The organism is Asticcacaulis sp. MM231, from assembly GCF_964186625.1.
Lineage (GTDB): Bacteria > Pseudomonadota > Alphaproteobacteria > Caulobacterales > Caulobacteraceae > Asticcacaulis.
On record NZ_OZ075108.1, the window covers coordinates 467022 to 482577 of the forward strand.

Annotated in this window: 17 protein-coding genes and 1 pseudogene; 9 read left to right on the forward strand and 9 right to left on the reverse strand. The window is 59.3% G+C overall.

Annotated elements, in window-relative coordinates; genetic code table 11:
- From hisC to ABQ278_RS02240, 3 genes and pseudogenes are all read left to right on the forward strand, one after another.
- Complete coding sequence (hisC, locus tag ABQ278_RS02230; RefSeq protein ID WP_349321009.1) at nt 1-1098, forward strand: histidinol-phosphate transaminase; 1098 nt, start codon at nt 1-3, stop codon at nt 1096-1098.
- A 117-nt stretch (nt 1099-1215) separates the two neighbouring features.
- Nucleotides 1216-2379, forward strand: a complete 1164-nt coding sequence (gene zapE, locus ABQ278_RS02235; RefSeq protein ID WP_349321010.1) for a cell division protein ZapE — start codon at nt 1216-1218, stop codon at nt 2377-2379.
- Nucleotides 2363-3340, forward strand: a pseudogene (locus tag ABQ278_RS02240) (glycosyltransferase). Before zapE ends, ABQ278_RS02240 begins: the two are co-directional and overlap by 17 nt.
- A gap of 8 nt (nt 3341-3348) precedes the next feature.
- Here ABQ278_RS02240 and ABQ278_RS02245 read toward each other — a convergent pair.
- Together ABQ278_RS02245 and ABQ278_RS02250 are read right to left on the reverse strand one after the other, a co-directional pair.
- Entirely contained in the window at nt 3349-4137 is a 789-nt protein-coding gene (locus tag ABQ278_RS02245) for a CoA ester lyase (RefSeq protein ID WP_349321011.1), read from the reverse strand.
- An 11-nt stretch (nt 4138-4148) separates the two neighbouring features.
- Nucleotides 4149-5183: an aldo/keto reductase gene (locus ABQ278_RS02250; protein WP_349321012.1), complete on the reverse strand. Its 1035-nt coding sequence runs from the start codon at nt 5181-5183 to the stop codon at nt 4149-4151.
- Between the two features lie 179 nt (nt 5184-5362).
- Here ABQ278_RS02250 and ABQ278_RS02255 point away from each other — a divergent pair, with 179 nt between their 5' ends.
- Nucleotides 5363-6109, forward strand: a complete 747-nt coding sequence (locus ABQ278_RS02255) for a Bax inhibitor-1/YccA family protein (RefSeq protein WP_018082442.1) — start codon at nt 5363-5365, stop codon at nt 6107-6109.
- Between the two features lie 54 nt (nt 6110-6163).
- Here ABQ278_RS02255 and ABQ278_RS02260 read toward each other — a convergent pair whose 3' ends face one another.
- The 4 genes from ABQ278_RS02260 to acnA form a co-directional block, all read right to left on the reverse strand.
- Nucleotides 6164-6511 carry a DUF2794 domain-containing protein gene (locus tag ABQ278_RS02260; protein WP_349321013.1) on the reverse strand — a complete coding sequence of 116 codons (348 nt, stop codon included), beginning with the start codon at nt 6509-6511 and terminating at the stop codon, nt 6164-6166.
- A gap of 355 nt (nt 6512-6866) precedes the next feature.
- Nucleotides 6867-7493: a glutathione S-transferase gene (locus ABQ278_RS02265; protein ID WP_349321014.1), complete on the reverse strand. Its 627-nt coding sequence runs from the start codon at nt 7491-7493 to the stop codon at nt 6867-6869.
- A gap of 47 nt (nt 7494-7540) precedes the next feature.
- Entirely contained in the window at nt 7541-7816 is a 276-nt protein-coding gene (locus tag ABQ278_RS02270; RefSeq protein WP_349321015.1) for a hypothetical protein, read from the reverse strand.
- A gap of 172 nt (nt 7817-7988) precedes the next feature.
- Nucleotides 7989-10685, reverse strand: coding sequence for an aconitate hydratase AcnA (acnA, locus tag ABQ278_RS02275; RefSeq protein ID WP_349321016.1), 2697 nt, complete (start codon nt 10683-10685; stop codon nt 7989-7991).
- Nucleotides 10686-10875: 190 nt separating this feature from the next.
- On the opposite strand from acnA, the gene ccmA reads away from it, so the two are divergent.
- Nucleotides 10876-11511 carry a heme ABC exporter ATP-binding protein CcmA gene (gene ccmA / locus ABQ278_RS02280; RefSeq protein ID WP_349321017.1) on the forward strand — a complete coding sequence of 212 codons (636 nt, stop codon included), beginning with the start codon at nt 10876-10878 and terminating at the stop codon, nt 11509-11511.
- Between the two features lie 177 nt (nt 11512-11688).
- Nucleotides 11689-12357, forward strand: coding sequence for a heme exporter protein CcmB (ccmB, locus tag ABQ278_RS02285; protein WP_349321018.1), 669 nt, complete (start codon nt 11689-11691; stop codon nt 12355-12357).
- A gap of 4 nt (nt 12358-12361) precedes the next feature.
- On the opposite strand, the gene ABQ278_RS02290 is transcribed toward ccmB, so the two are convergent.
- Nucleotides 12362-12673 carry a hypothetical protein gene (locus ABQ278_RS02290; protein WP_349321019.1) on the reverse strand — a complete coding sequence of 104 codons (312 nt, stop codon included), beginning with the start codon at nt 12671-12673 and terminating at the stop codon, nt 12362-12364.
- A gap of 99 nt (nt 12674-12772) precedes the next feature.
- Between ABQ278_RS02290 and ABQ278_RS02295 the strand changes: the two genes are divergently transcribed.
- From ABQ278_RS02295 to ABQ278_RS02305, 3 genes are read left to right on the forward strand one after another with little or no spacing between them, the layout of a single operon-like run.
- The gene (locus ABQ278_RS02295; protein WP_349322201.1) at nt 12773-13504 is read left to right on the forward strand and encodes a heme ABC transporter permease; all 732 of its coding nucleotides are present in this window, start codon (nt 12773-12775) and stop codon (nt 13502-13504) included.
- A 10-nt stretch (nt 13505-13514) separates the two neighbouring features.
- A complete protein-coding gene (ccmD, locus tag ABQ278_RS02300) occupies nt 13515-13670 on the forward strand; it encodes a heme exporter protein CcmD (RefSeq protein ID WP_349321020.1) in 156 nt (51 codons plus the stop codon).
- A complete protein-coding gene (locus tag ABQ278_RS02305; RefSeq protein ID WP_349321021.1) occupies nt 13667-14197 on the forward strand; it encodes a redoxin family protein in 531 nt (176 codons plus the stop codon). Before ccmD ends, ABQ278_RS02305 begins: the two co-directional genes overlap by 4 nt.
- Nucleotides 14198-14402: 205 nt before the next feature.
- Here ABQ278_RS02305 and ABQ278_RS02310 read toward each other — a convergent pair whose 3' ends face one another.
- Nucleotides 14403-14600, reverse strand: coding sequence for a SlyX family protein (locus ABQ278_RS02310; protein WP_349321022.1), 198 nt, complete (start codon nt 14598-14600; stop codon nt 14403-14405).
- Entirely contained in the window at nt 14600-15463 is an 864-nt protein-coding gene (locus tag ABQ278_RS02315; protein WP_349321023.1) for a prephenate dehydratase, read from the reverse strand. Before ABQ278_RS02315 ends, ABQ278_RS02310 begins: the two co-directional genes overlap by 1 nt.
- Nucleotides 15464-15556: the final 93 nt, after the last annotated feature.

Below are 15556 nucleotides of genomic sequence, written 5' to 3' on the forward strand. Positions count from 1 at the left end.
ATGACCAAGACCGTTCCCGCTCCTAAGGCGGGCATACTGGATATCGCCCCCTATATCGGCGGCAAGTCGAAGATTGAGGGCGTGGCCGAGCCGATCAAGCTGTCGTCCAATGAAAATGCGCTCGGCTGTTCGGCCAAGGCGATCGAGGCCTATGAAGCCGCCAGGGTCAAACTGTTCCGTTATCCGGATGGTCATGCCGCGCCGTTGCGCGCGGCGGTGAGCGCCTATCACGATCTGGAGCCTGAACGTCTCGTCTTCGGCAATGGCTCGGACGAGGTCTTCGCCATGCTCAATCAGGTCTATCTCGAAGCCGGCGACAATATTGTCACCGGCGAGCATGGTTTCCTGGCCTATCGCATTTCAGCCCTCGCCTGTCAGGCCGAGGTTAAGCTGGCTGAGGAGCCGGATCAGCGCGTCAGCATCGAGAAACTGCTCGAACTGGTCGATGCGAAAACCAAGATCGTCTATATCTCCAATCCGGCCAACCCGACCGGCACCTGGAATACGCCGGAAGAGATTGCCGATCTGCGCGCGCGTCTCGATCCGTCAATTTTGCTGGTGATTGACGAGGCCTATGCCGAGTTTGTCGACGAGCCGACGTGGGAAACGGCCTTCGGTATGGCGCGCGGTTCGGACAATATGATCGTCACGCGCACCTTCTCGAAAATTCACGGTCTGGCGGGTTTGCGCATCGGTTTCGGCTATTGCCCGCTGCCGGTGATCGAAGCCATCGATCGCATCCGCTTGCCGTTCAACGCTAACCTGCCGGCGCAGTTCGCCGCCGTGGCCGCCTTGCAGGACAGTGTGCACATCGAGGCCTCACGCCAGCAGATTTTGAACTGGCAACCGCGTCTGCGCCAGGCCATCGCCGGTCTTGGCTTCGAGGTGCGCAAGAGCATCGGCAATTTCGTGCTGATCTATTTCAAGGATGGCGAAGAAGCGGCGCGTGCCAATGAATTCCTGATGACGCAGGGCATTATTATCCGTCATGTCGCGAATTACGGCCTGCCACAGTGTCTGCGCATCACCATCGGCAAGGATGAGGAAAACCAGGCCGTGCTTGAGGCTTTGGCGAAGTTTGCAGCGATGCGGACTTAAGCCTTAAACTCTCACGCATGTGCAGCATTTTTTTAACGCCATATTGAGCCGGATCGTCTATAAACCTTAACCATAAGCTGGTGGGCAGCCGTAAAGGCCGTCGCGTGAACAAGTCGAATGGCCAATATCCGAAGTGAATACAAACGCCTGCTGAAATCAGGCGAGATTGTTCCCGATAACGCCCAGAAGGCGGCTATCGAGAGCCTGGTCGTGCTGGAGCGTCGCATCCGGCAGAGCCGCGCCCTGTGGCGTCGTATTCTCGGCATACAGCCGCGCGTCTGCGGACTCTATCTGTGGGGACCGCCCGGCCGCGGCAAGTCCATGATGATGGACCTGTTTTATAACAACATTCACAAGATACCGAAGCGCCGCGTCCACTTCCATGCCTTCATGGCTGAAGTGCACCACCACATCCGCCTCTGGCGCGAGAGCGACGCCAAGACACGCAAGATCAATTTTGGCACCCACAAGGGTGACGATCCTATCGCACCGGTGGCCCGCCTGATCGCCAGCCAGTCGCAGCTTCTGTGTTTCGATGAATTGCAGGTGACCGATATCGCCGATGCCATGATCCTGGGGCGACTGTTCGAGGCACTTTTCGCCCGTAAAGTCATTCTTGTGGCGACGTCCAACCGTGCACCCGATGATCTTTACAAGGATGGCCTCAACCGCGAGCATATCCTGCCCTTTATCGCCATGATCAAGCAGCGCACCACCCTGGTCGAGGTGGCGGGGCCGAAGGATTTCCGTATGGATCGCCTGCGCGGCGCCCGCACCTGGTTTTCGCCTTCAACCGATCCGGACGCTATCGCTGCCTTCAATGTTTTGTGGGTCGACATGAAGCACCTGATGACCGAGATGGAATGCGTGCTGACGGTCAATGAACGCAAGCTGCGCTTCGCCCGCGCCGCCGGTCCGAGCTTGTGCGCCACGTTTGGCGAACTGTGCGGCACCTTCAACGGTCCGGCCGATTATCTCGCCATCGCCGAGCGCTTCACAACGGTGTTCATCGAGGGCGTGCCGGTGCTGTCGCCGTCCAACCGCAATGAGGCGAAGCGTTTCGTAACGCTGATTGACGCGCTCTATGAGGCCGGCACCAAGACGGTGATCCTGGCGGATGCCGAGCCGTCTAAGCTTTATCCGGCGGGTGATGGCGCGTTCGAGTTCGAGCGCACGGTATCGCGTCTCGAAGAAATGCGGTCTGAGGATTATCTCAATCGCACGGAATTTTCAGGTTCGGAGTTTGATTCACCGGGGGCTAGATATGACGACGAAAGATAAGGCCATTGTCTTCGTGACTGACAAGGGTTATCTGGTGCCGTCGCTCGTGGCGGCGCTCCAGATTATCGATCAGCCAAAGGTCATGGCTATCAGCGATCTCTTTATACCTCTGGTCGATGTCGAAGAAGCGTTGTTACAGCAATTGCGCGATACCTTCACAGCGCCCGGCATCCAGTTTCTGCCGCTGGAGGCCAGCCTGTTTCTGCCCAAGGAAGGCACCCATTTCAACCAGACGCACATACCGCATACGACGCTTGGACGCTTCGCCATCTGCGACATCCTGCCCAGCACCTATGAGAACATCGCCTATATCGATGGCGACGTGCAGATATTGGGCGACATTTTCCCGCTGATCAGCCACAAGGTAAAGCCTGGCCATATCGCCACGGTCTCCGAAGCGATTTGGATGTGTTAAAACGATCAGGGCAATTTTTGACCCAAGCACAAGGCCTATCTCAACGATCTTGGCATTCCGCATTATCAGGATTATTTTAACGCCGGTATCCTGCTATTCCGTTGGGACACTTGGCAAACCATGGCGCGCGAGGCCATGACCTATTTCAACGAGAATTCGCTGAAACGCGTCTATCATGATCAGAGCGCGCTCAACGCAGTCTTCCTTGGCAAGCGCGAAGTTTTATCACCGGCCTATAATTTCATCTCCTTCTATGCCGGCCTGGGTCTGAACAAGGAGGTCGATCCGAAGATCGTGCACTTCACCGGTGGTTCGAAGCCTTGGTACTATCCCGGTATGCCGTGGCATGGCCGCTTTATAGGGGTCTACGCGAAATTCCTGGCAGACTATCCTTTCCTGGCGCCTTATCTGAAAATGAAGACACAGCAAGAGATCGACGCGATGCTCACTCTGGATAAGAAAGTGCAGTTCAAGAGCCAGTTGATGATGCCGTGGCGCCAGTGGCTCAGGCGTCGCAAATTTCGCAAATATATGAAGGCAACGTAGTTCGCGTTTTAGGTTTGTTGCAAAAGACTTTTCGCCTGTTCCAGATGCAGGCGCTCAACCATCTCACCGTTCACCGACACTACGCCCGCGGCACTGCCGTCAAAGGCGCTGACCACGGCCTTGGCCCAAGAGATGTCTTCTGGCGAAGGGCTGAATGCGGCCTCGCAAGGCGCGATCTGCGCCGGGTGGATCAAGGTCTTGCCGTCAAAGCCCAGGCTGCGTCCCTGTTCGCACTCGGCTTTAAACCCGGCCTCATCCCTGAAGGCGTTATAGACGCCATCCAGCGCGATCAGGTCTTGCGCCCGCGCGTGCAGCACGATCTGCGACAAGGCGTGGAGGATATCGCTGCGGTCGGCCATCGGACGGGTGCGCAGGTCCTTGCGCAGGTCGTTTGGGCCGGCAATAAGTCCCTTGACGCCGGTATCCGAGATCTCGTGTACATGGACCACGCCCCGCGCTGTTTCGATCATCGCCCATAGCGGTATATTGGGCCAGACATGCGCCACGCCGCGGATCTCCTCAGGTCCATTGACCTTGGGGATGACCAGCCCATCAATGCGCAAACCTGCCAGGGTTTTGCGGATCGCGCCCAGATATTGCGGATGGATGCGCACCAGCACGGTCTTTGCGGTGAAATCACGGGTCAGGGTTTCGGCCAGCCGCGTTAGTGCGCCATCGCGCTCATCGTTGCCCACGGCGTCTTCGAGGTCAAAGATCAGCGCGTCACATGGCAGCGTCGCCGCCTTCGCCATGGCCTTCGCATTGGCGCACGGGATAAAGAGAACCGAACGGAACATGGCTAACTCCTTTACGGGCAAGGGTTGGGGTGGCTGAGGTGCAGTTTAAACACCGCCTTGTCGATCTCATCGGTCCACACCGTATCGAAGGCGTCGATATCATCGATCAACTGCGTCATGCTGCTGGCACCGATGATGGTTGAGGTAACGAACGGCCGCTGATCGACAAATTTCAGCGCCAGTTGTTCAGGCTTCAGCCCCAATTCGGCGGCCAGATCGACATAGCGGTTGATTGTTTCCTCACCGCCGGGGCCTTCATAGCGGTTGAGGCGCTGGTAGAGCGTCTTGCGAGCGCCTTCGGGCAGGGCGCCGTCGCGGTATTTGCCGATAAGATAGCCTTGCGCCAGCGACGAATAGGCCAGCAGACCGACATCCTCGCGCAGGGCCACCTCGGCCAGTCCGTAATCGAAGGCGCGCGACACCAGAGAATAGGCGTTCTGAATCGAGGCGATGCGCGGCAGGCCATGCTTTTCGGCTTCGCTCAGGAACTTCATCACGCCGTAGGGGCTCTCGTTCGAGACGCCGACATGGCGAATCCGCCCAGCCTTCACGTGACGGTCGAGGCTTTCCAGAATGCTGAGAAAGCTCTCATAATCGGCATCGTAATCGCTATAGTGATGGAAGCCAAAACCGTTGTAGCGGCGGTCGGGCCAATGGAGCTGATAGAGGTCGATATAGTCGGTTTGCAGACGCTTGAGCGAGCCTTCGACGGCGGCATTGAGATGGTCGCGGGTATGACGCGGCCCGCCACGAATCCAGCCCATAAAGTCAGCGCGACCGGCGGCCTTCGTCGCCAGGATGATGTCCTGGCGATTACCGCGCGCCCGGAACCATTCGCCGATGATGCGCTCTGTGGCGCCTTGGGTTTCCGGACGCGGCGGGATGGCGTAGGCCTCGGCGGTATCGAAGAAATTAATGCCGCGCGTCAGGGCATAGTCCATCTGGTCCCAGGCATCGCCCTGAGACACCTGGCTGCCATACATCATGGTGCCGAGACATACGCGCGAAACCGACAGGTCGGTGCGGCCAAGGGGAGAGTATTTCATGCTGAATCCGCTTAGAAAATCCCAAATTCTCGCTTAGAGAATCAAAGTCTGACCCTGTGAATGATCCCCCCTTGTCAGTCGGGGTAACGAGGGCCATATTATTTGATAGAACGTCTCTATTAAGCCCATATGTTTTGGTCGTATAGAGTGGTCACGAAATTAACAGGGGTTTTAAACCTATGAACGACACCGATTATATTGCCTTACCTTCGGCTGAGGAACAGGCCCGCGATATGGGCCTGAAGAACTTCCTTATGGGCATCTATCAGAAGATGGCGCTTGGCCTTGTGCTGACGGGCGCCATGGCTTGGGCCGTGGCGAACACGCCGGCCTTCGCACAGCTTCTTTACCAGTTCACGCCGGATGGCCGGGTTGCTGGCTATACCATTCTGGGCTGGATCTTCGCCTTCGCGCCGCTCGGCTTGAGCTTCATCTCCGGCCGCTTCATGAATGGCCTGAATGCCGGCGTTTCGGGCGCCTTCTACTGGGTGTTCGTCGCCGTCATGGGCGTGTCGCTGTCGTCGATCTTCCTGATGTACACTGGCATCTCGATCGCCAACATCTTCTTCATCACCGCCGCCACCTTCGGCGTCGTCAGCCTTGTCGGCTACACTACCAAGGTCAACATGACCGGCTGGGGCGGCTTCTTCTCGGTTGCCGTTCTGGGCCTGATCATTGCCGGCATCGCCAACGCCTTCCTCTTCAAGAGCGGCCTGATGAGCATGGTGATGTCGGGTATCGGCGTTCTGCTGTTCTCGGCCCTGATCGCCTATCAGACACAGTCGCTCAAGCAACTGTATTACTCGACCGGTTCGCTGTCGGCTAACCACCGCGCGGCCCTGACCTATATCGGCGCCATTGGCCTCTATGTCAGCTTTATCAACCTGTTCCTCAGCCTGTTGAACCTGTTCGGCGGCCGCCGCTAAATCCGGCGACAAGCGTTAAAATGAAAGCCCTCCGGAGCGATCCGGAGGGTCTTTTTATGACAAGAGGTCGAACTTGCGCTTATCCAGCACAGCCAGCACAGGCCCCAGTTCTCGGCCGCGCTTAAGCACCATACCCGCCTGATTAAACACCGCAAAGGCGCCCTGCTTGCGGGCCAGGGACGGGCGCTTCTCGATGCGATAGAAGGGGGCTTCTCCGGCACGGCGGAAGATGTTGAAGGCCACGGCGTCGGTGAGTTGATCTATGCCGTAATCGCGCCATTCGCCGGCGGCGACCTGCTGGCCATAGAGCCGCAGGATCATTTCCAGTTCCTTGCGCTCGAAGAAGACGACCTCCGGGCCTTTGGAAGCGCCGAATGCGCCGCTAAAATCCTGAACACTCATAGGCCAACCTGTGTCAATTGCAGATCCAGTACACGCCACCTCAATGAATCGCGCAAGTCATTCGCTAGGGAAATATAACCGGTCTTTATGCTCCGGTTATGAAATCGCCCCGGAATGACCTCAATTTGGCCCTTCCTGCGCCCGCTTCGGACGCCAATATGTCCTTGTCAGCCAAGGCGATCTGGTTCGGGTTCCCCCTGAACAGCCCCCCCAGCCCCCGGGAATCTAATCGGGTCTCTTGGCTGACAGATACATTTCTTCTTCCCCGAGATACATGTTCTGCGCCGCTACGGACTTCCCCTCCCCGTAGCGGCGTTTTTTTGTGATCTTTTTTGCTCGCATGCGTCGCGCGGGCTTAGGCCCAGAGACCGGCCTTCGATTTTGGCATGGCGACGAAGAAGGGGAGAGCTTCCATGCGCTCCAGCCATACCAGGATATTGGGATAGCCCGCAAGGTCGATACCCCCTTCCGGGGCGTGAGCGATATAGGTGTAACAGGCCAGATCCGCCAGGGTCAGGCTGTCCCCCACAAGCCAGTCACGGCGCGCCAGATGGCTTTCCACCACATTCAGGAAATCATGCGCTACCTGCTGAGCGACCGAAATGTCCTGCGGCGTCTTGAAGATATTGATGCGCCGCGCGGCGGCCGGACCGTAGGCTATGGGGCCGGAGGTCTTGGCCAGCCAGGTAATGACCTCGGCGTGCTGTGCGGGCGCCTGCGGCAGGTAGGTGTGTGTGGTGTCGTAGGTCAGGGCGAGATAGGTCATGATGGCGACGAAGTCCCAGATGATCGTGCCGTTGTCATTGATCACCGGCACCTGCCCGAACGGGTTCATGGCGAGGAAATCCGCCGTCTTCTGTTCCTTGTCGCGCAGATTGACGTCGATGCGATTGAACGGCACGTCAAGCGCACGCAGGAGCAGCTCGACGCGGTGCGCGTTGCCAGAAAGCGGAAAGGTGTAGAACTTGATGCGCTGGGTCATGGTGTCTCCTGTGTCTTTTTAGGTCTCCATTGACCAAAATCCGGCAGTTATGTGCCGTGCTGCGCGAAGAACAAAAGCCGCATCCCGGCATCCGTCAATACGAAGACCGCCGGGCCGATCATGGCGACGGCGATAAAGCGCCAGCCGCCGCCTCTGCGCAGGGTATAGACGCCGCAGACGACCGCGATAACGGCGAAGATCAGGCTTTGAACGATGAAGCCTTGCGCGGCTTCAGTCGCGGCTGTGACGAGGTTCAGGATCACGGCATAGAGCGCTGCGGCCAGTCCGGCGATGGTGATGACTAGGGGGAGACGGTTTTTCATAGCTGAGTTTAGGGCTGGCCAAGGAAGAAAGCAAGAAACCCCACCAACGCATCTAGCGCTTAGCGCGTCGTAGCGCTGTCGAGTTACGGGTGCAGGGTCGTTACGACCCTGCAAAGAAAAAGCCCTCCGACCTGAGGGCCGAAGGGCTTTTCTTTTATCAATGTCGCAGAACCTATTCAGTCGCCTGAGCGCTGCGGGCCAGGTTACGCAGAACATACGGCATGACGCCGCCGTTCTTGTAGTATTCCAGCTCGGTCGGAGTATCGATGCGGCAACGGACCGGGAAGCGGGCCACCTTGCCATCGGAAGCGCGGAACAGCTCGACGATCAGTTCCTGACGCGGCTGCACGTTTTCGAGACCACGGATGGTGACGATTTCCTCGCCGGTGAGGCCGAGCTTGGCCCAGCCGTCGACCTTGAACTGTAGCGGCAGAACGCCCATGCCGACCAGGTTGGAGCGGTGGATGCGCTCGAACAATTCAGCGATGACAGCGCGGACGCCGAGCAGCTTGGTGCCCTTGGCGGCCCAGTCGCGCGACGAGCCGGTGCCGTATTCCTTGCCGGCGAAGACGACCAGGTTGCGGCCTTCCGACTGATAGCGCATGGCGGCATCATAGATGGCCATGACATCGCCGGACGGGAAGTGCTTGGTGACGCCGCCTTCGATTTCCGGAGTCATCTTGTTACGGATGCGGATGTTGGCAAAGGTGCCGCGCATCATGACTTCGTGGTTGCCGCGACGGGCGCCGTAACCGTTGAATTCCGACACAGGCACGCCGCGATCAATCAGATACTTGCCGGCGGGTGAGGCCGCCTTGAAGGAACCGGCGGGCGAAATGTGGTCGGTGGTGATCGAGTCGCCGAAGACGCCGAGCACGCGGGCTTCCACGATGTCGGTCACCTTGTCCGGCGTCATGGTCATGCCGTCGAAGTAAGGCGGGTTGGCGACATAGGTCAATTCTGCATCCCAGCCATAGGTCTGGCCGCCGGCGACCGGGATGGCCTGCCAGTGCGCGTCGCCCTTGAAGACGTCGGAGTAACGGTTGGAGAACATGGCGTTGGTGACGTGCTTACGCTGAAGCTCGGTGACTTCCTGCGTCGTCGGCCAGATGTCCTTCAGGTAGACCGGCTCACCGTTCGAGCCGGTGCCGATGGCGTCTTCCGTCAGGTTGATGTTCAGCGAACCGGCGATGGCGTAGGCCACGACCAGCGGCGGCGAGGCCAGGTAGTTGGCGCGGACGTCGGGGTTGACGCGGCCTTCGAAGTTGCGGTTACCCGAAAGCACGGAGGCGGCGACCAGATCGCCGGCATTGACGGCGGCCGAGATGGCTTCCGGCAGCGGACCGGAGTTACCGATACAGGTGGTGCAGCCGTAACCGACGAGGTTGAAGCCCATGGTGTCGAGGTCTTCGGAGAGGCCGGCCGAGTTCAGATAGTCGGTGACGACTTGTGATCCGGGCGCCAGAGAGGTTTTTACCCACGGCTTGACCTTGAGGCCCAGGGCGCGCGCCTTGCGGGCCACGAGGCCGGCGGCGATCAGGACCGAGGGGTTCGAGGTGTTGGTGCAGGAGGTGATGGCGGCGATAACGACATCGCCGTGGCCGACGGTGAAGTCGGAACCTTCGACCTGGACGCGCTTCAATTCATCACCGGCCTTGCCAAACTCGCCCTGCAAGGCCGAGGTGAAGGCAGTGGCGGCGTCGGAGAGCAGGACGCGGTCTTGCGGGCGCTTCGGACCGGCCAGCGACGGCAGGACGGAATCGAGAGCCAGTTCGAGGCTGTCGGTGAAGACGGGTTCAACCGACGGATCGAGCCACAGGCCTTGGGCCTTGGCGTAGGCTTCGACGAGGGCGACGCGGTCAGGCGTGCGGCCGGTTTCGGCCAGATAGTTGATGGTCGGCTGCGACACCGGGAAGAAGCCGCAGGTGGCGCCGTATTCCGGGGCCATGTTGGCAATGGTGGCCTGATCTTCGAGGGTCAGGTTGACGAGGCCGTCGCCGTAATATTCGACGAACTTGCCGACGACGCCCTTTTTACGCAGCATCTGCGTGACGGTCAGCACTAGGTCGGTGGCGGTGGCGCCTTCGGGCAGCTTGCCGGTCAGCTTGAAGCCGATGACTTCCGGGATCAGCATGGGGATCGGCTGGCCGAGCATAGCGGCTTCGGCTTCGATACCGCCGACGCCCCAGCCGAGGACCGACAGACCGTTGATCATGGTGGTGTGCGAGTCGGTGCCGACCACGGTATCCGGGTAGGCGACTTCGCCACCATCGGCGATGGCCGTCCAGACGGTCTGGGCTAGGTATTCCAGGTTGACCTGGTGGCAGATGCCGGTGCCGGGAGGCACGACGCGGAAGTTGTTGAAGGCCGAGGAGCCCCAGCGCAGGAAGTTGTAGCGCTCGATGTTGCGCTCATATTCACGGTCAACGTTCTGCGTAAACGAAGTGGTTTGCCCGAAATAATCGACCATGACCGAGTGGTCGATCACGAGGTCGACGGGGTTGAGTGGATTGATCTTCGCCGGATCGGCACCGAGCTTGACCATGGCGTCGCGCATGGCGGCCAGATCGACGACGGCCGGAACGCCGGTGAAATCCTGCATCAGCACGCGGGCCGGACGGAAGGAGATTTCGTGTTCGACGGCGCCCTTGTTTTTCACCCAGGCGGCCATGGCGCGGATGTCATCGGCCTTGACGGTGTCGCCGTCTTCATTGCGCAGGAGGTTTTCGAGGAGCACCTTCAGCGAGGCCGGAAGTTGCGAGACGCCTTCCAGCCCGTTGGCTTCGGCGACTTTGAGATCGTAGTAGGTGTAGGTTTTATCGCCGACCTTTAATTCGGACTTGGACTTGAAGCTGTCAACGGAAGACATTGTACGCAGTATCCTTCTTCAGAACCGCCCGGACGCCCCGATGGCGACCGTAATTTCAGCCTGCGCGGAAGACCGGGGACGCACAGGGTTTCCCGGTCGCGCTGCAATGCCGTAAAGGCGGGCAATTTGCCTTCTAAACTTCTTATTTGTTTTCGTCTATGTAAGCCGTAACGCGAAAAGGGTTATTTTTATGGGTGTGAGTTTGAGGGTTGAGGGGTTAAGTCTGAAAAAAGGCTATAACCTACTGATTCATAATCTGAATTTTACCCTGAAATCTGGCGAGACGATAAGCCTGTATGGCGAAAACGGCGTCGGAAAAACAACGCTTTTACGCACCCTGGCAGGCTTTTTGACGCCCTTTGCCGGCGCCATTTCTGCGTCTGAGAATGATATGCAGATTGAGCCGGAAATCTGGCAAGGCCGCATGATCCATTTTCTCGGTCATCACGATGCGCTCAGCCCTTCGCGGACGGTGGTGCAGGAGTTGAAATTCCAGGCCGATTATCTGGGTGGCGCTGTGGCCGGTATCGAGATGCTGAATTTAACGCCGCTGCTTGATCTGGAGACGCGCTATCTGTCGGCGGGCCAGAAACGCCGTTTGTCCTGCGCCAAGTTGCTGATGGCGAAGCGTTCGCTGTGGCTGCTCGATGAGCCCATGGCGCCGCTCGATGTGGATCATCGCGCGCTGCTTAGCGGCCTGATGCAGGCGCATCTGGCGGCGGGTGGCATGATCATCGCGGCGGTGCATGATCCGCTGCCGTTCGCTACTCGGATACTGAAACTGGAGCGCCCGACGGCGAAAGAACGCGAGGCCGCCAGTGTTTGAGTCAATTCACATCTTTTCCTCCCCTGTAGCGAAGCGTTCGGGGGAGGTGGCGCGGCGTAGTCCGCGACGGAGGGGGCTTGGCTCTGTCGCGGAAATAGCCCCCTCCGTCTCGACGCGCTACGACCTAAAGGTCTTCGCTTGCTCGACACCTCCCCCGCTTCGCAGGGGAGGAGAAGAATGATCCGCGCTTCTCTCGCCCTTATCCGCCGTGACCTTGGCCTGTCGCTGACCCGTGGCGGCGGACCTCTGCTCAGCGTCGGTTTTTACCTGACCCTGATGGCGATGATCCCTTTGAGCCTCGGCCCCGATCAGGCGGTGCTGTCGCGCATCGCCGCGGGTCTGACCTGGTTGTGCCTGGCGCTCTCCAGCCTGCTTTCATTGGAGCGCTTGTTCGAGCGCGACTACGAGGACGCGGTGTTCGATACCCTGCGGCTCGGCCCGTTGCCGCTCGAACTGATCGCGCTGCTGAAATGCATCAGTCAGTGGCTTGGCACCGGCGTCATATTGTCGCTGATGACCCCCGTGGTGATGATCATTCTGGGCGCTCCGATGTCGCTGGCCCTGATGGGGCTGGTCTCGGCTTTTCTCGGCTCTTTGAGCTTCGCCCTGATCGGCGGGATCGGTGCCTCACTGGCGCTCGGATCGCGCAAGGGCGGGGTGCTGATGGCGTTGTTGGTGTTACCATTTTACGTGCCGCCGGTGATCTTTGGCGCCGGCCTGATGCAGGCGGTCCAGACGGGCGCGTCACCGCTGCAGGCTCTGGCGTTTTTAAGTGCCTATGCGCTATTCGCCCTGGCCTTGGGCCCCGTCGCCATGGGCGCAGCCCTCAGAAGTGCGTTGAGCTAAAGGCTTACCACGGTAAGAAGCGCGTGGCCTTGATGCGGTGCTCTCGGTAAGCGATGCGGCGGCAGTTCTTGTTGCCGAACCAGGCCCGCGCCGGCATGCTGAGCGCGATCATGCCCAGCACGGCGTACTGGATATAGAGGCGCGCCTCGGGCGCGTTCGGCAGATAGCGTTCGATGGCGTAAACCAGACCCGCCATCGTGAAGGCGGCGAGCCAGGCCATCCAGCGGCAATCCTTGCGGACATCGAAATAATAGACAGCGAAGGTGACGCCAAAAACACCGCCCACCATCAGGGCATCGAACAACCCAAAAGCCATAAAGCCTCTCCCAGCTACACATCCATCATACGGTAAAACCGCAAGTATTCCGTTAACGCGTGGCGGGTGTGGCTCTTGCCCAAAATCGCCAAACCCCCTATGTCCGAAAGCATGATCAATTTCCTCGCCAATCCGGAACGGTTCACCCGCGTGACGCGCCCCTTGCGGCCGTGGCTGGCGGGGCTGGCCGCGCTGTTGCTCGCCTGGGGGCTTTACCTCTGCTTCGCCTCGCCGGAGGATTACCAGCAGGGCGATACGGTTCGCATCATGTATGTCCATGTGCCGGCCGCCTGGCTCGGGCTTGCCATCTACGGCGCCATGGGGTTGTCGAGCTTCTTCGGCCTGATCTTCCGCCATGCCCTGGCCGATGCCGCCGCCAAGGCGCTGGCGCCGATCGGTGCGGTTTTCACCGCGCTGGCTCTGGCCACTGGTTCGCTGTGGGGGATGCCGATGTGGGGCACGCCGTGGCAATGGGACGGACGCATGACCTCCGAACTGGTGCTGCTGCTGTTCTATATCGGCTATATCGCGCTCCATGCCTCGATCGAGGACGAGGTGCGCGCCGCGAAATCGACCGCCATCCTGGCCATGGTCGGTCTGGTCAATCTGCCGATCGTGCATTTTTCGGTGCAGTGGTGGAACAGCCTGCATCAGGGTGGCTCGATCTTCGTCAAGGGCGGCCCGACCGTTGGGGCCGAGATGCTGTGGCCTTTGTTTGTCATGGTCGGCGCCTATCACGCCCTGACCCTGTGGCTGTTCCTTACCCGGCTCGATTCCGAGATCCTCGCCCGCAAGTACCGCGCCCTGCGCGCCCGTTTGAGCTTTAACTAGGAGACCGTGCATGGATTTCGATATGGGCAAGTACGCGCTGTTTGTTTGGGGTTCCTACGGTTTCAGCTTTCTGGCGCTGGGTGCTCTCGTCGTGGTGTCGCTGCTGGTGCAGGCGCGCCGGCGTAAGGTGCTGGAGGCCTTGCAGGCTGCGGCGGATAGCCAATGAAGCGCCTGATCTACTTTGCGCCGCTGGTGCTGTTCGTCGGCTTGCTGGCGGTTCTGGCCTATTACAATTTCCACAAAAAAACCCAGTACGAACCACGCGAAATGGTCGGGAAATCGGTGCCGGAGGTGGTGCTGAACGATGTGCAGGACGGGACGCCAGCGTCGCTGAAAGCGCTGGTTGCGGCCTCGGATAAGCCGGTCATGGTCAATTTTTTTGCCTCGTGGTGCGCGCCCTGTATCAGTGAAAATCCGCAACTAATGGGTCTGAAGGCGAAGGGCGTGACGATTATCGGCATCGCCTGGAAGGACGAACCGCAGAACACGCTGAAATTCCTGGCGCAGCATGACAATCCGTTTGTGAAGACGCTGAGCGATCCGGAAGGCAAGATGGCGCTGGCCTTTGGCAATACGGGTGTGCCGGAAACCTATATCGTCATGCCTGACGGCACCATCACCGACAAGATCAGCGGCCCGATCGTGCCCGATACCTTCGATGCGGTCTACGCCGAGGTCAGCGCGAAAAGATAAGGGTGTGGAGGCCTGCCCCCGAATTGAACGGGGCTGAGCGGGGTTGCACTCCGCTGCGTAAACTCTCCGCCAGCAGGCCAATAACGGGACTACCGCGCCTCACTTTGAATGGCAAAGCTTCGCGCGTAAACGGGGCACTTTAACAAAGTTCACCCAACGTAAATCTCGCCCTCCCTTAACGTGGCACTATAGGTGAGGAGGCAACTCAATAATGCGGTGGCTTGGTGACCGCCGGTGCATCGACTAAGGCCATGCTCTCCAGTCGCTCGCCCAGGCTTTCCAGCGCACGCTTCATCCGGTCGATGATCTTCCATTGTTCGGTCAACTGGTCGGACAGTTCATCAATGGTCTTGCCCTGATGCGCCACGGTTTCTTCCAGCGCGGTTATCCGGTCGATGGACATTATCTTTGACCTTCGGAGTTGCGGAACGGATCAAGCGGGTAGGTGCCCAAAATCTCGACATCGACGGCGAAGAAATTGATCTCCTCCAGTGCCTGTTTCAGACCGCCTTCGGTGGGGCGCCCCTCGACATCGCAATAGAAGACGGTCGAGGCGAAGACGCCGTTTTCGATATAGCTTTCCAGCTTGGTCATGTTGACGCCGTTGGTGGCGAAACCGCCCAGCGCCTTGTAAAGCGAGGCCGGAATGTTTTTCACACGGAAGATAAAGCTGGTCATGCAATCGATGCCGGGCTCAGGCTCGACCACGCGATCCTCCGTCGTCAGGATAAGGAAGCGCGTCGTGTTGTTGCGGGCGTCCTCCATGTGGCGGCGCAGGATTTTCAGGCCGTAAAGTTCAGCCGCCGGTTCGGGCGCGATGACGCCGCGGTCGAGTTCGCGGGTTTCCGAAAGAGCGCGGGCCGCACCGGCGGTATCATGGAAAACCTCAGCGGTGATATTCAGTTCTTTCAGCGCCTTGCGGCATTGCAGCAGCGCCATGGTGTGCGAGGCGGCCACCCGGATATTGGCCAGCTCGGTTTCCGGCACGCCCATCAGGATCATCTCGATCGGCAGGAAGCGCTCGCCGATGATCTTCAGGCCCGAATTGGGCAGCAGGTGGTGGACATCGGTGACGCGGCCAGCCACCGAGTTTTCGACGGGAATCATGCCCAGTTCACACTCTCCGTCGCGCACGGCCGCGAAAGCGGCTTCAAAGGTCGGGTAGGGGGTCGGGGTAAAGTCGCTAAACCACCGCTTGATGGCCTGATGGCTGAAAGCCCCCGGCTCGCCCTGGAAGGCGATTTTGCGAATGATTTGCGTAGTCATGATTTAACCTTCAATTTTGTATAAGCCCTCCAAATATCTTGATATTTGGCAAGCGCGACCGCGCGCCCGAGCCTTTGCGAGGTAAGCCCCGCG